10 protein-coding genes are annotated in these 15,506 nt (G+C 44.4%); 2 read left to right on the top strand and 8 right to left on the bottom strand.

Features of this window, described 5'->3' with window-relative positions:
- Positions 1–252: 252 nt before the first annotated feature.
- A complete protein-coding gene (cutA, locus tag QUA45_RS02620; RefSeq protein ID WP_333095455.1) occupies positions 253–573 on the top strand; it encodes a divalent-cation tolerance protein CutA in 321 nt (106 codons plus the stop codon).
- Positions 574–640: 67 nt separating this feature from the next.
- On the opposite strand, the gene QUA45_RS02615 is transcribed toward cutA, so the two are convergent.
- Together QUA45_RS02615 and QUA45_RS02610 are read right to left on the bottom strand one after the other, a co-directional pair.
- The gene (locus tag QUA45_RS02615; protein WP_333219240.1) at positions 641–1,180 is read right to left on the bottom strand and encodes a DUF2231 domain-containing protein; all 540 of its coding nucleotides are present in this window, start codon (positions 1,178–1,180) and stop codon (positions 641–643) included.
- 51 nt (positions 1,181–1,231) lie between these two features.
- Positions 1,232–1,510, bottom strand: coding sequence for a hypothetical protein (locus QUA45_RS02610; RefSeq protein WP_333070811.1), 279 nt, complete (start codon positions 1,508–1,510; stop codon positions 1,232–1,234).
- Positions 1,511–1,722: 212 nt separating this feature from the next.
- Here QUA45_RS02610 and QUA45_RS02605 point away from each other — a divergent pair, with 212 nt between their 5' ends.
- Positions 1,723–2,922, top strand: a complete 1,200-nt coding sequence (locus QUA45_RS02605; RefSeq protein ID WP_333219238.1) for an FAD-binding oxidoreductase — start codon at positions 1,723–1,725, stop codon at positions 2,920–2,922.
- A gap of 14 nt (positions 2,923–2,936) precedes the next feature.
- Here the strand turns inward: QUA45_RS02605 and QUA45_RS02600 are convergent, their stop codons facing one another.
- Genes QUA45_RS02600 through QUA45_RS02575 form a run of 6 tightly spaced genes read right to left on the bottom strand, consistent with a single transcriptional unit; the run spans position 2,937 to position 15,501 of the window.
- Entirely contained in the window at positions 2,937–4,055 is a 1,119-nt protein-coding gene (locus QUA45_RS02600) for an ATP-binding protein (protein ID WP_333095457.1), read from the bottom strand.
- A 4-nt stretch (positions 4,056–4,059) separates the two neighbouring features.
- Positions 4,060–7,767, bottom strand: coding sequence for a PAS domain S-box protein (locus QUA45_RS02595; RefSeq protein WP_333219236.1), 3,708 nt, complete (start codon positions 7,765–7,767; stop codon positions 4,060–4,062).
- A gap of 44 nt (positions 7,768–7,811) precedes the next feature.
- A complete protein-coding gene (locus tag QUA45_RS02590; protein ID WP_333219234.1) occupies positions 7,812–10,637 on the bottom strand; it encodes an adenylate/guanylate cyclase domain-containing protein in 2,826 nt (941 codons plus the stop codon).
- Positions 10,638–10,694: 57 nt separating this feature from the next.
- Positions 10,695–12,251, bottom strand: a complete 1,557-nt coding sequence (locus QUA45_RS02585; RefSeq protein WP_333219232.1) for a PAS domain-containing sensor histidine kinase — start codon at positions 12,249–12,251, stop codon at positions 10,695–10,697.
- Entirely contained in the window at positions 12,248–12,784 is a 537-nt protein-coding gene (locus tag QUA45_RS02580; RefSeq protein WP_333219230.1) for a Rab family GTPase, read from the bottom strand. Before QUA45_RS02580 ends, QUA45_RS02585 begins: the two co-directional genes overlap by 4 nt.
- 2 nt (positions 12,785–12,786) lie before the next feature.
- Complete coding sequence (locus QUA45_RS02575; protein ID WP_333219228.1) at positions 12,787–15,501, bottom strand: OmpA family protein; 2,715 nt, start codon at positions 15,499–15,501, stop codon at positions 12,787–12,789.
- Between the last annotated feature and the right edge of the window lie 5 nt (positions 15,502–15,506).

Below are 15,506 nucleotides of genomic sequence, written 5' to 3'. Positions count from 1 at the left end.
AGCGTTTCAAGTTTAAGTCTAGCTAGCTCAAGACTTAGCGTTACATAGTTTATTTTTTTCCTGTCCACCTACTTAATTTCCTCCAACTTGACTGTAAAATTTAGATGCGACACGATCGATTAAATCCGGTAACTAGAATTATTAAAAGTGGTAGATATCCTCGCCGGAAAGGGCATTGCCCTGTAGCTACAAAGAATTACGCTCAAGGTTTTCTGTTGAAATCAATTCTTTAATCTCAAATCTAAAATCGCTATGACTGTTAATTTTGGGGTGGTGCTGGTAACTGTGGCATCGGAGGCGGAGGCGGAGAATCTCGCTAAAAATTTAGTTGAACACAAGCTGGCTGCTTGTGTGAGTTTGTCGCCAATTCGCTCTATTTATACTTGGCAAGGCGAGATTCATGCCGGGTCAGAGTGGCAGTTGGTGATTAAAACTGATATGGCTAAATTTGAGGCTTTAAAAACAAAAGTTCAGGAACTCCATTCCTATGAAGTTCCCGAAATTATTGCTATTCCTATTATCGCTGGCAGTGATGCTTATCTCAATTGGCTGGGACAATCTTTAAGTTTGTAGTCAAGACTTTAGTCCTAAAGTGTCAAATGAAGAGGGACGAAAGCCCCTACTACAAATGGTCAGGAACCTAGGAATTATGACTGGTAGGGCCAATGACGCCGATTTTGTGGCGAAAACTTAGTTCGCCGCCGAACCAGCCTGTAATGCCCAGCAAGGTTGCAACGACGATCGATATTGCTAAACCTGTATATACGATCGGCTCAGCCGGATTACCTTGTCGCAACACCAGGTTAATCAGGGTAAGTACCATAACCGCCACATTGCCGCCCATGTGCAACCAGCCAGCACTGCGCTCGCGCACTCTTTTAACTTTGAAAAAATCTAAAAAGCCCGTGATTGCTGCCAAAATCCCCGCTGCAAAACCGATACCCATCAGCCAAACCGAAGCTCTCGCCCAAAACGGATCGCTTGTGAGCCAATAACCGATGTCCGTGCCCGCGGCTCCTACTAAAAAGGCGACCGGAAAGATGACGATGATGGGGTGGATGGGATGACCTGCAACTGAAAGCGTACTCGTAATGCCGGCGTCACGATACTCTCTGTCGTCACTTTCTAGAATCGGCGGAATATTCGGATAGGGGGTACTATTTCTTTGATTTGTTTCCATGATTTCTAGCGATTAATTTTGTACAAAAAAGCCGTTTTTATTGGATTGAACTTAATCCCAAATCCGCTCGCCATTTTCGTCAACGCGGGCCTGCCGAATTACGTCAGAAATTTCGTCGGCGTCTTTGACGTGGTGCAAAGCTTTCTTTTCCCCATCGGGTTCTTCTACGATCACATAAGTTGGAACTGTAACAACATCGCCCGTGATGTCTGGCACGTGGTCTACCGCCAGTTGCTGGGCTTTTTCTTCGATGCTTTGCGGTTCGTCGGAAATGCGATCGCCCGGATTGACAGTGCGTTCCATATCTTTGCCTGGTTTGTCGATACTCATAAAAACCTCTCTGGTATTTCTAATTTTTTGCTGACTCTAATTCCTACTATTGAACGAAAAATATCTCTACGCAAACATCTCCCGACGGGTGGAAGTTTCAGTTATGCCGATCGCAGGCAGCCTCTTCCTGTAGGTAGAGGTTTTTCGGCTGGTTCGGAAAAAAACCTAAGCTAAAATCTAAGCATGATATTTTCCTTCCCTTTGAGTTGCCCATGAAAAGTTACGATTGGATTGTTGTCGGCGGTGGCATTACTGGTGCATCACTTAGTTACGAACTGGCAAAAAAAGGTTTTGCTGTGCTGCTTTTGGAACGAGATGCTGCCATGCAAAATGCTACTCGTTTTAGTTATGGTGGCTTGGCTTATTGGTCGGGGACGACTGATTTAACTCGCAAATTGTGTCAAGAAGGTATCGAACGCCACCGCAATTTATCGGCGGAATTAGATGCTGATACTGAGTTTCGCGAGTTGGATTTGTTGCTGACAATTGATGCGGGCAATGATGCCGAAAAAGTGGCGGCTAATTACGCGTATTTTGCGATTGTTCCGCAGCTTTTGAGTGTTGCAGAAGCTGGCGAGTTGGAACCTTTGCTGAATAAAAGTGCGATCGCCGGAGCTCTGACTGTGCGCCACGGTCACATTTCGCCGACTGCCACAAATAAAGCTTATTGTCAAGGGTTTCTCCGGTTGGGAGGAACTATAGAATTTGCTGAAGTAATTGGGTTTATAGAAGAGGGAAACCGGATTTCGGGAGTCAAGACGGCGCAGGGAATTTATCGCTGTGAAAATACTGTGGTTTGTGCTGGAGGTTGGAGTCGGAGTTTGCTGAAGGTGGCTGGTGTTTCTGTGGGAGTTTATTTTACTCGCACCGAGATTTTGGAAACTGCACCTGTGGATTTGAAACTCAGGACTTTGGTGATGCCTGCGGTATTAAAACGTTTTGAATTGGAAGCTGAATCGAGTAGAATTGAGGTGGATTTTCTTTGGGATGAACCTGGTAAAGAGTTGCTGTCGCCGATTTTAGATTCGGGTGCAATTGGGTTTAAGGATGGCAGTTTGCGGATCGGGCAATTGTCGCGCACTTTGAGCGATTTGAATGCTAAAGTCGATCGCGAAACCAGCGAAACGGCAATTCGTGCCGGAATCCGCAAGGTTTTGCCCGATTTGGCAGGTTTACCGGCAACTTGGCACGAGTGTAGTGTGGCATTTAGCGCTGATAATTTGCCTGTAGTAGGGCCGATTGCCGATCGCCCTGGATTGCACGTTTTTTCGGGTCTCAGCAATCCTTTGGTGATTGTACCTGCTTTGGCTGAGCGATTTGCGAATGCGGCGGGGGGAGAAGAAGATAGGGCGATCGGGCTTTTGTCTCCCAATAGATTTATCGCAGAAGGAAGAAGGAAGAAGGATAGATGACTAATGACTAATGACTACTGACTACTGACTAAAAAAGGCAGCGCGACAATAAATGTAGTACCTTTGTCGATCGCACTTTCCACGCTTATTGTACCGCCGTGCAGGTCAACTATGTGTTTGACAATGCAGAGTCCCAGACCCGATCCTTTAATCTTGCCTACATTAGCACCCCGTTCAAACTGCTGAAATAGTTTTCCTTGATATTCCGGTGTCATTCCAATTCCCTCATCTCGAACGCACAAAATTATTTGTTCGTTTTTGCAGCTTAAGTCTAAACATATATTGCCACCGTTTGGAGAATATTTAATGGCGTTTGAAAGCAGATTAGTCAGAAGGTGGTGCAGTAGTTTAGCATCGAGATTGGCGTGCAGCGGATTTGTGTGACTGCGGAAATGTACTAGGTGTTTGTCGGTGATGATAGGTTGCAGTTCTTCTAAAATAGACTTGCATAAGTCCGTAGCATTGATCTGATTTAAATTTAAGGAGATTTTACCTGATTCTGCTTTGCTAAGCATTAAAATATCTTCCAGCAAACTACTCATATTACTGACGGCTTTTTTAATGCGATCGACATTTTTATTGGTAGTTCCGGGGGTTTTATTCAATTCGCTATCTTCTAGCATTTCAGCCGATAACTGTATAGTAGTTAAAGGAGTGTTTAAATCGTGGTAAGCCATTGAAATAAAGCGCGCTCTATTTTCGCTTTTTTCTGCGGCTAATGCCATTATTTTTTTTAGACTAACTGCTTCTTGATGTTTGCTCAGCGCTATCTTGATTGTGGCGTGTAGTTCTCTTTGCTTAAAAGGTTTGAGGAGGTAGCCGTAAGAGCCAGTATTTTCGGCTCGCTGCAAAGTTGCGTCGTCGGCATAGGCAGTTGTATAGATAATTGGGATATCTAATTCTTGATTAATTATTACTGCTGTTTCTATGCCGTCAATGTCGCCTTTGATGACTATATCCATTAATATTAAATCAGGTTCCAATTCGCCGGCGCGATGAATGGCATCGGCTCCTGAAGAGACAATGCCTGCGATTTGATATCCTAAATTTTCTAATTTTTGGGCTAAACTTTTAGCAATTAAGAGTTCGTCTTCGACAATCAAAATATTAATTGCTTTTTCGGCCACATCCATAATTTTAAAACCTTTGGCAGTAGTTTAATTCATGAAATTTCAGGTGAAATGCTGTGCCAGTTTGTGTTAACAGTTCGATGCTTCCTTCTAACTGCTCAGTTAAAGTACAGACAACTTGAAAGCCCATTGAGTTAGTTTTCCGAAAATCTAAGTTTCGAGGAAAGCCGATGCCGTTATCCTTAACTAAGAGGTTGATTTCTCCATCGTCAGTTTGATAACATTCTACACTAACTGTACCACTCGTGGCATCAGGAAAAGCGTGTTTGAGCGTATTTGAAACCAATTCATTGGCAATTAAACCGCAGGGAGTAGCGGTTTCAAGATTTAGGGAAATTGGCTTAGCTAATACCTGCAACTTAATTTGGTTGTTGCTAATATTATAAGAGTGAAACAAGTTACTTACCAAATCTTCAAGATATTCGCCAAAATTAATTTGCGCTAAGTTAGTCGATCGGTACAGTTTTTCGTGAATCAGAGCCATAGAATAAAGGCGATTCTGACTTTCTTCAAACATTTTGCTTACTTGCGGGTCGGCAACTGTGTTCGATTGCAATTCTAACAGACTGGCAACTACGCAGAGGTTGTTTTTGACGCGGTGGTGAATTTCTTTAAGCAAAATTTCTTTTTCTCGGAGGGAGTTTTTCAAATTTGCTTCCGCTTGTTTGCGGTCGCTCAGTTCAGCTTGCAGTTGCTGGTAAAGTAGAGATTGCTGAATAGCGATCGCTAATTGATTCACCAACTGGTGAAATAAATTGATTTCCCATTCTAGCCACTCACGAGGACGATCGCATTGGTGGGCAATCAGCAATCCCCAAAGTTCGCTGTGCTGAATAATCGGCACTACTAACTTTGCTCTAACTTCAATCTGTTTCATAAACTCCGCCACACAATCTGTAAGGAAGGGAGAATCTAGTTCAGAGATCGCAGAAATTCGCCCTTGCAAATAAAGCTGATAACTTTCAGGCGGAAAAACCTCTTCGCCAAAATATCTATCCACGAGTTGGCTGCATCCTTCTGCCACCGCTTCAGCAATGACTCTGCCGCCGGTTTTGGGTAAAAGTTGATAAACCAAAACTCGATCGGCTAATAATACTTGCTGGAGTTCGGCAACCGTAGTGTTGAGAATTTCCTCTAATTGCAAAGACTGGCGGACGCGACGGGCGATCGCCTCGACGAGCCGTTCTCGCTCGAACTGCTGCTGCAGCGCTATTTCTGCGTATTTAGAATTGGTGATATCGGCGGCGTAACCAATAATTTCTATCGGAATGCTCCTGCTGTCAACCAATAGTTTCAGTTCCGTCCGCAGCCAGCGGTAAAGTCCGTCTCGGTGCAGAAAGCGGTACTCGCAAATGCAATTTTTGCCCTCGGACAAATTAGAAAAGTTTGCTAAAAATTGGAGCCGCTCTTCAGGGTGAATCCGGCTCGACCAAAATTTAGAATCTGCTAACAGTTCTTGGGGATCGTAGCCCATGATTGCCTTAACGTTGTCGCTAATGTAAGTAGTACAAAAATCTCCCGTGGGTGCGGCAGTAAAAATTACTGCAGGATTAGAAGCCAGTAAAAATTGCAGGCGTTCTTTTAATTGCTGAAATTCCATTTCTGCCCGCTTACGATAACTGATATCTTCGATCGCCCCCATGCTGTAGAGAGGAATGCCCTCGCGATCGCGGATCAGCGTCACCGTCAAGTTTGCCCACATCAGCTCGCCATTCTTCTTAATCAAGCGTTTTTCCGTTTGTAAACGAGAAATATTGCCGCAGATCAACTGCTTGACTTCCTCTACATCTGCTTGTAAATCTTCTGGATGCGTGAGTTCAGTAAAAGTCATGCTAGCCAACTCCGAATCGCTGTAGCCCAACATCTGGCGGTGAGCTTCATTCACTTTGATCGTGCGGTAGTCGCGCACGCTTGCCAAACCAATCGCGATCGGAGCATCGTCAAATAAGTTGCGAAACTTTTCCTCGCTCTTTTGCAGTGCAGCTTCTGCCTGTTTGCGAGCGGTAATGTCTCGGGCGACCCACATCACCCGATCGAGATCCAGCGGCGAAATAGTGGCATCAAACCAGAATAACTTGCAGCCAATTTCCATGCTGTATTCAACTCTGTGAGTTTGCCTAGATGCTAAGGTTTGGCGAATGTGACCCAGGGCAAAATTAGCTTCCGCTTCTGGGAAGATTTCGGCGAGGGTTTTGCCCAGCACTTCAGGAGCAGGTTTGTACAGCAGTTGGGGAGCAGTGGGGGCGATTTTGAGGTAGCGGCCGCTTGCGTCGAAAACCAGGACAATATCCGTCATCGCGTTAAACAGCGCCAGCAGTTCGGCTTCGGAGTTTTGAAGTTTTTCTTCGGTCAATTTGCGATCCGTAATGTCGGTGTCAGTGCCAGTCAGGCGGAAAGCCTTGCCAGAAGCCGATCGGATCGCGCTGCCGCGGGCAAGTATCCAGCAGGTGCTGCCGTCTTTACGCACCATCCGGTGTTCTACTTCATAAATTTCTGTTAAACCCTCTAGATAAGCATTTACTGCTTGGGCGACTGTAACTCGATCGTCGGGATGAACGTGAGATGCCCAATTTTCCATGCGGTTAGGAATCTCTGCGTCTTGATACCCCAACAAAGCTTTCAAAGACGGAGCAATATAGATTTCGTCGGTTTCCAAATTCCAGTCCCAAACCCCCACTTTGCCGGCCGATACTGCCATTTCGTACCATTGTGTCCGCTGCTGCACTCGCAGTTCTAACTCTGCATTGAGCTGCTGCAAAGCGATTTCTGCTTGTTTGCGATCCGTGACATCCCTGCCTGCAGCTTGATACTCGACGATTTGTCCGCTCTCGTCGAATATCGCCCGATCGATCCACTGGTGCCAGCGAATTTCCCCGCTCGGCAAAATTACTTGGTGCTCGCAGGTAAAAATAGGGTTGTCGGGAGACACAGAAGTATATTGCTGTTGAAAAATTTCTCGGTCTGCTTCTGGCAGCAGGGACATGAAGCATTTGCCGAGTAAGTCGAACGCCTGCAGGCCGAAATAACGGCAGTAAGCTTGATTGACAAAAGTTATTTTACCGTCTGGGAGGTAGCGGCAAATCAGTTCGGTTTGGTCTTCCACAATCGCCAGGTAGCGCGCCTCGCTTTGCCGCATGGCATTTTCGGCATTTTGGCGATCGCTGACTTTTTCGAGTTCACAATTGCCCTCTAACAGTTCGCATTGTTCCTGGAGTTTTGCCACTTCTTGATGCAGTGCCTCGATCCAGCTATACATTGCTGGGCGAATCCTTTTTTCGCTAACTATACCTACTGGCTGACCCCGTTCATCTACAATTGGCAAGCAATCGATCGAGTATTGACAAAATAGCTTGAATGCGGTAGTAAGATCTGTAAATTCTGATTCTTGTAAGACAATTAAATTCCGCGTCATTGCCTCGGCAACTTTCATGCCTTGCCATCCGTATTCGGAGGCGGCTAAGTTCAGCACATCTTCCGGGCTTAGCAGTCCGACTAGCTGATTTTCATCGACAACTAAGACGCAATTAATCGATGCTTGTACAGTTTCGTTTGAGTCGTGAAATGCAGGTGAATTAGGCATTGGACAAGGGTAGCTCGTCCGACGCATCAGGGCGATCGCCTCTGCGAGCGAAGTTGAGGACCCAACCGTTGCCGGGTGGCGATCGACAGCTTCGTCGGGCGATCGTAAATTGGCCGACAAATTAGCAAGTTGCATTAGTCTTGGTGAAAAAGAATTGTTAATTAACTTTAGCAACACTTTTAGTCATCAGCCAGATGACTTATGGCTGATGAGCTGGCTGGTTTTCGACCAAGAAGAATATAAGTTTTCATTCCTCCTTTGCCTTTAACTTCAATCAGTCCTCGTTCCTGAAACAAATATTTATTTTCCAACAGTTTATAAGTATTTTCGCTCACTTGAATCCGCCAAGGCAAACCCTGAGATTCCATGCGGGAAGCAATATTTACCGTGTCGCCCCATAAATCATAAATAAACTTCTTTATACCAATTACTCCCGCAACAACCGGGCCGCTGTGAATGCCGATGCGGATGCTAAAATATTTATTATTTTTAGCATTAAATCTGGCTATTTCTGCTTGCATATCTAGGGCGATTTGGGCGATCGCATCTGCGTGGTCTACCCTGGGTTCAGGCAGTCCTCCTACTGCCATGTATGCGTCGCCGATGGTCTTAATTTTCTCTAAACCGTGCCGTTCGCACAAAAGGTCGAATCCTGAGAAAATCTTATTTAGGATATCCACAAGTTCGATCGGATTCATGACGGCAGACAAAGCAGTAAACCCCACAATGTCAGCGAACAAAACAGTCACTTCCGGAAAGTATTCGGCAATAGTAGTTTCGTTTTGCTTGAGGCGTTCTGCTATTGCCTTGGGCAAGATATTTAACAGCAGTTTTTCTGATTTTTCTTGTTCTTCCCACAACGCATCTTCTGCTTGCTTGCGTTCCGTAATGTCGTGGTAACTCCAGACTCTCCCGATAATTGTATCTCCCAGTCGCTGCGGTTGCGAATAGCGTTCAAAAAATCTGCCATCTTGAAATTCCAACAAGTCGTAACTTTCGGCTTCTGGCTGCTCGTAAAGTGATTGTATTCTCTCTTGAAATGCTTGGGGGTCTTTGAGTTGGTTGAGGACAAAGGCGATCGTTATGGCGTCGTCTCGCAGTGCCATCACTTCATTAGGTATGCCCCACATTTCCACAAATTGTCGATTGAAAGTGACAATTTTTCCGTTCCTGTCAATCGCTAAAATACCGTCTGCAGTAGAATCAAAAGTTGCTAGCAGCAGGGACACAGATTTTGCTAGAGCCTCCTCGGCCATTTTTCGAGCAGTAATATCTCGCAAAATAGCGCGAATAGCTACTAGCGAACCTGCCGCAAATTTACAGCTTATACTGCCTTCAAGCAAAATATTTTCATGGTGTTTAGTAATAAATGTTAGTTCAATAGACTCTGGATACAAGGTATTTTCATTTACCGTTTTTTTTGTAATAGCTTGATACAATATATCCAGAGACTCTGGGGAACTGTTCGGATGAATGATATCAAAAACAGTCATTTGAGCAATTTCTGCTTCGGTGTAGCCCAAAGTTTCCCGCCAAGCCCGATTTACATACAAAAAATGACCGTCGGCTCCAATACTTTGAATTAAGTCAGTAGCATTTTCAAATAAGTCTCGCAGTTGTTCTTCGCTTTCACGCAAAGCTATTTCTGCTTGTTTTCGCTTGATAAATTGACCGATTTGACTGCCGATGCTTGCCATTATCTGGAGCAGTTCTTCATCAAAACACTGCACTTCGCGGCTGAAGAAAATCATCACCCCCAACACAGACTTTGCAGAATTTTCAGGGTCATAGTCCCCCAATATTGGGAAACCAAAAGCTCCGTGCAATCCTTCTTCAGCAGCGATTTCGCGGCGCAGACAACTGTCGCTTTTTGTGACATCGGCAATCCACTGAGAGGAACCGCTGGCCCACACGAAACCGGGTAATCCTTCGCCAAACGCACAAGTCATTTGTTCAGTAAATTCGGCAAATTTGGGGATAGAAACTGAGCGTTTTGTCCAATTGGCGACGCAGCGAAGCAAATTGGGGTCGGAAACCGCAGTTATTCTCTTAGTTTCTGACAGCAGTTTTTCCCCAGATTCTGGCATCCAAAGTTCTGCAGTATCCCATCCCAAGCTGTCGCAAATTACGGGGAGAATTGCTGCTATAGCTTTTTTTATTGTTTCGGATGCCGACAGGATGCGAGTGGTGACGTACTGAGTTATTTGTCGCTTGCGGGCCCGCTGTCTATCTGTGACATCGCGGCCGATGTAAACGAAATCTTGAAGGGGGGGCCCCGATCCAGAAATAGCTTTAATGTCAGCCGAAATCGCGGTACAGGAAAACGAAACTGTTAGCTTTTCTCCGGTTTTTGCTGTGCAAATTACTTCGGCGTTAGTTTGCAATTGTTGAGGCTCCTCTTGGCTGACTGCTTGCAAAGATGAGCAAAAAGCCGCGAGAGCGTCTATTGGCTGGCCTACTAATTCTGATTCGCTGTAACCGAACAAATCTTGAGCAGCTTGATTGACTTTTTTAATCTTCCCCGATGCTGTGGTTACCAACAAAATTTCGGCCATTGAAGTAATAATTTTTTCAACATAATTATTAGTAGCCGCTAAGGTACTCAATAAAATATCCATTTCATTGGTAGCTTGCACTAGAGTTTGTTCTAAAGCCATCCTATCGGTTACGTCCTCAAAAAATATAATTAATCTCTGATAATTCTCGTCATTGGTGAACTCGACCATATACATATCAAAATAAAGTCGCGAACCGTTTCCTAATAGTCGCGTGATTGCTTTTAATTCAAAATTTGGCAACCGTTTTTCAAAAATATCGATGAAAATTTCTTCAGTTCCCACTAATTCTGGAAAGGGAATGCGAACATCGTTGCCGGCAACTACTTCTTCGGGAGAGTCGGCAAATCGCTGAACTTTTAGAGAGATTTCTTGGATTGAAAAGTTTTTATCAAGTGTTAGGTACTCCAAGTGGTGGGGAACTAACAGTTTTTTAAACAAGGTTTTCATGTGAGATTTTTACTATTGAAGCCGCCATTAGGGTGGAATCATCTAAAATCAATCTATTTATCTCTTTTTATTAAATGGAATTCTCACTAAAAATGTAGTGCCTAACCCTATCTCGCTGGAAAATTCTATTTGACCTCCGTGCAAATCTACACACTGCTTGACTATGGATAAACCCATTCCTGTACCGGGTATTTTTCCGACATTTTTGGCTCGATAATAAGATTCAAAGAGTTGTTCTTGGTCTTCGAGAGGAATACCCAGGCCTGCATCTTTAATTTTAAATGTAGCTTCTTTATTATTCTGACAAGTTAATTCAAAATAAATATGGCTGTCGAGGGGCGAATATTTGATAGCATTTGACAGCAAATTTGTCAAGATGTGCCGCAGCAATTTTGGATCTAGTGCGGGCAACTGTTGCGTTTCCTGCGACTCGTTATCATTTTTTTGCGCGGGCGTAACTAATTCTTGATAAGTAAAGTTAATTGTATGATTTTTTCCATAACTAATTTTAATTGATTCTACTAACTCACTGCAAAAGTTTTTTAAGTCAACTGGTGCGGGATAGAATTCGAGTTTTCCGGCTTCGGCGCTGCTGAGCAACCGCAGATCATCTAATAGCTGAGCCATTTGTTGAGATGCTGATTTAACGTGTTGCAGGTATTTTTGTTTTTCCGCGTGGGTGATTTCGTCGCCGTAGTCTTGGAGGATTTTAGTAGCAAATAATACTGTACTTAGAGGATTGCCAAATTCGTGAGCAATCATCGAGAAAAAACGAGATTTTACCTGTCTGAGTTCTTGCTCTTTTGCCAAAGAGCCGCGAATTTCTATTTCTTGTTGTTTGCGTTCTGTGATGTCCCTGCCTATATAAATGAAATCGTAAAGTCCCTCTAGTTCGGTCTGAATTGCTGAACAGGAAAATTCTACCCAAATTTCTTCTCCTGCTTTAGTAGTGCAGACTATTTCTAGTTCTCTACGCAGCTCTTTCTGAGACAAAATATAGCGGTGGCGAGCTTGGTAAATTAATGTGTCTTCGAGTAATATTAAAGACAGGGGTTTGCCGATCAATTCTGCTTCGCTATACCCAAATAACCATTGGGCAGATTGATTGATTGTTTTGATAGTTCCTAATGTTGTTGTCACCAACAAAGCATCGCCCATCGACCGAATAACTTTATCTATATAGTCTTTAGAAGCGGCTAAGGCACTAACCAAAAGATTAGCTTCATTCGCCCTCTGAATCAACGATTGCTTCATCACCATCTTTTCGGTGGTATCTTCAATCAAAATTAGCAATTTACTTGGCACATCTTCTTGTTCTTCTTCATATTTGATAGCCAACATATCAAAGTATAAAGGGCGGTTCGGGTCGGTAAACCGAGCGATACCTTTGACTTCAAAACCCGGCAGCCGTCCCATAATGATAGACATAAGGATATTTTCAATGCCAATCAGTTCGGGAAAACTCAGGCGAGCATCTGCACCGGGTATAGCATCGCCTGGAATATCGGCATAATGCTGCACTTCTGCAGAGATTGCCTGAATGATAAAATGGTGATTGACTATAAAATACTGTGTTTGTCGCGGGCCTAACAGCTTTCTTAACAGTGGATTCATAATTGTTCTACCATTGTGTAAGCTAATTTATAGAAAATTTCGTCAACGTCTTTGCCTGTTTTAGCAGATGTCGTGTAAACTGCTATTACTTTGTCTTGACATATCGAATGGGATATTTCCACTAGCAGCGCCAATTTTTCCTCGTCAATCAAGTCTACTTTGTTTAAAGCGACGATTATCAATCCTTTAGGATTGACTGAAGAAAAAAGCTGAATGTGTTCGGAGATTCGCTCAACAGTTTCGGATCGGCTGACATCGGCAACGATTAAAACACCACTTGCTCCCTGCAAGTAAGTCGGTGCTATTCCTTTGAATTTTGTATGCCCTTCTAAGTCCCAAATCAGCAACTTTGCAGTCACGTTTTCCCGCTGTTTTACCCCTTTTAATTCTACGATTTTGCTGGAAATTTTTACTCCTACCGTGGAGAGGTACTGGTCGCTGAATTGCCGATCGACAAAACGGCGGATCAGGCTGGTTTTGCCCACGCCAAAGTCGCCGATCATGCACATTTTTTTAGATATAGTAACTGACATAATTATTTACTGTTTACGGTCTTAGTTATGGGTTCAAATAGCACGCATCTGCTTAAAAGTCGCGGTTGATTCGGTTCCACGTCTGCAGGAGGATTGGGGTTGCCGACGGTTTGGAGGCGCTTCGGGTCAGCACCTTGTCGCACTAAAGCATCTCGCACTGCTGCGGCACGCTTGAGCGACAACTGTTGATTTGTCACAAGTTCTCCAGTTCGATCGCTGTGCCCAATTATCTTAATCTGTTTTTGAGGATATTGATCCATGAAATTTTTGACACTGGCGATGATTTCTTCATCTGTTGAGTCTAATGTTGCCGTTCCTTGCTGGAAGTAGATGCGGGTTGGAATTTTCAGCGGCTCTAATTTAACGGTACTGATGACTGACTGAACACCTGGAATTTGCTTTAGGGACTGAGCTATTTTCTGTGCGTCTGCACCGTCTCTAACTGTACCTTCTACAGTCACTTTACGATCGCCATACCGACTAGAAATAGAAACGCCCTCTCTCTGGTTCAAAACAGCGCTAATTCGCTGCACCTCGGCTGCCGTCAAAACGGGATCTGGGGGGACATCTACAGCTATAATTTTATTATCTAATTGCAATTTCGGTGCAGTTGATGCGGCTATTTTTGCAGCTTGTGCCCGCAATTCTTGATTTGGCAACTTTCCCGTTAGCTTTAAAGTTTTGCCATCTACTGCAACATCTAAGCGGTAAACTGCTAATTCGGGAGTCGAGGCTAAAGCTGCGATGGCATTTGCTTCCACACGACGCTCAACGCTGCTGCGATACTGATAAATTCCCCAAGGTACTAAGATTAAGCTCAAGGTGGCTAAACTGATAGCGGCTAGGGCGATCGGGGGTTTTGTTGATTTTTCCGTTTGTAGCGGGTCGAATAAATTTTTTATAGACGGGTGCAGTGAGTCCGGTATAGTACCGGGGTCGCCGTTAAAATCGTGAATGACTTGACCATAATTAAGGATGAGATGACTAACGGTTTGTCGTATTTTTTGGATGAACAAGTTTGGCGGTTCTCCTTTAATCACGACGGCCATGTAGCAATATCCCGCTACTTCTAGCAGAATTTTTGAGTCTCCGTATTCAATTTGATTGAGTTCGGAAGATTCTCCCGGCTGCACGATGCACTCGTTAACAAAGCTGCGAATAGCTGTGAGCATTCCTGCTACCATTTCTGATTCTAACTGGTAGCTTTCTGAGTTTTGAACTTCTGAAATTATTAAGCCTGATGCTTTGTGAATTAAGAATGCTGCTTGGACGGTGAAGGGTACTGATTCTTGGAGGATTAATTCAGCTTCGGAGACTCCTTGTACTTTGGAGCGAATTTTTCTCTTGAATCCTTCGACGCTGATGGCATTTGACACTTTTTCATTGATTGTCTTGATAGCTTCTGCCATGTATCGGGAAATTGTACTGCCAATTACGGGATAGAGGGCATCCACCATAGAGTCGCGTTCGAGTTTTATTTGGGCTGTAATCGCTTTACCCATTTCCGGGGCGAGGGCCTGGGCGATCGACTCTTGGTCGAGGCGAATTTGCTCTTTAATTGCCAGACCAATTTCTGGGGCGATCGCCTTAGCAATATCCGCTGGCGAATTCACTATTTGTTGAGCAAGTGCGTCGGGAAGCAGCTCAGCTATTGCCGCACTCATTGCCGACTTGTTTTCCTGAGTTTTTGCCCTAATCACTTCGTCAATAATGGGCACGATCGCGTTGACCACTTCTTCCCTGGAATCGGCCACTTTGCGACTGAGAATTTCTGCGATCCAAGGCAGCATCAACTCAATCAACTCTTGGGGCTCGTAGATTTGGTGCTCCAATTTTCCTAATTTATCGTCGATTGTTGCCATCAGGTGGCGCACCCCCGGCAAATCGTTTTCTGCCAGAAGATTTTTGACTTGCTCGATATCCGACATTTTTGAGCCGAACATCAGATTTTGCAGCCTTTCCATGGCGCTGTCGGCTTCATTTAAATCCTGTTTAATTTGGCCTAATATTTCTCCGGGCTGCGATATCGGTGTCGGCTGTTCTACAATGTTGGGCATCGATTGAAGCGAAGCAATCACCGGATCTAAATAGGTAGTTTCTGCAGGCTCTGAGACTGGGGCAACTATGAAGTCATTGGGAATTTCCGAGGATTTTGACTCGGTTTCGGAAGCGGAAACATCTTGTTGCCGATCGAACCCGTGGGATTTTTTAGCCTGTACGTACTGTAGAGAATCTTTCATTGTCAAGTTAGACAATTCTTCGACAGGCTTTGATTCCTCCTCCAAATCCGGCTGGGCGATCGCGGAAACATCTATAGTTTTAGCGGAGGAATAGTCTTTTTCCAGTTCTGAAGTGTTGAGTTTGTGAGTAGCGAATAGCAAACTTTTAAACTCGTCTGCAACAGGCGGGGAATCGCCAGACTCCGGTTGGCGAGAGCCAGTTTCGGGTACACTCGCTGCAACTTCCTCTGGCTCTTGCTCAGAAATACCTAACAAATCCATCAACCCGCAGAGGGCCCCTGCTTGATTATTTTCGCCACTGCTGTCATCCTCGGACTGTGCATTTTGCTGGTTGGAACCAGCAATAATTTTGAGATCGACTAACAGATTCAGCAAGGGTTCTAGCTGGGTTGCTGCATCGGCAGCGGACTCATCAGGTTGAGAAACAAAACCCTCTAACTCATTTTCGTCAGCCGGATTTTCTTTCGGTAAAGCCATGCGTT

The organism is Microcoleus sp. Pol12A5 (assembly GCF_036701435.1).
Classification (GTDB): Bacteria; Cyanobacteriota; Cyanobacteriia; order Cyanobacteriales; family Microcoleaceae; genus Microcoleus.
The sequence above is the reverse complement of the archived record's forward strand: the minus strand, read 5'-3'. Positions and strand labels throughout refer to the sequence as shown.

Bases quoted from the DNA above. Each gene is read 5' to 3' on its own strand.
- cutA (WP_333095455.1), top strand. From the start codon at position 253: ATGACTGTTAATTTTGGGGTGGTGCTGGTAACTGTGGCATCGGAGGCG.
- QUA45_RS02615 (WP_333219240.1), bottom strand. From the start codon at position 1,180: ATGGAAACAAATCAAAGAAATAGTACCCCCTATCCGAATATTCCGCCG.
- QUA45_RS02610 (WP_333070811.1), bottom strand. From the start codon at position 1,510: ATGAGTATCGACAAACCAGGCAAAGATATGGAACGCACTGTCAATCCG.
- QUA45_RS02605 (WP_333219238.1), top strand. From the start codon at position 1,723: ATGAAAAGTTACGATTGGATTGTTGTCGGCGGTGGCATTACTGGTGCA.
- QUA45_RS02600 (WP_333095457.1), bottom strand. From the start codon at position 4,055: ATGGATGTGGCCGAAAAAGCAATTAATATTTTGATTGTCGAAGACGAA.
- QUA45_RS02595 (WP_333219236.1), bottom strand. From the start codon at position 7,767: ATGCAACTTGCTAATTTGTCGGCCAATTTACGATCGCCCGACGAAGCT.
- QUA45_RS02590 (WP_333219234.1), bottom strand. From the start codon at position 10,637: ATGAAAACCTTGTTTAAAAAACTGTTAGTTCCCCACCACTTGGAGTAC.
- QUA45_RS02585 (WP_333219232.1), bottom strand. From the start codon at position 12,251: ATGAATCCACTGTTAAGAAAGCTGTTAGGCCCGCGACAAACACAGTAT.
- QUA45_RS02580 (WP_333219230.1), bottom strand. From the start codon at position 12,784: ATGTCAGTTACTATATCTAAAAAAATGTGCATGATCGGCGACTTTGGC.
- QUA45_RS02575 (WP_333219228.1), bottom strand. From the start codon at position 15,501: ATGGCTTTACCGAAAGAAAATCCGGCTGACGAAAATGAGTTAGAGGGT.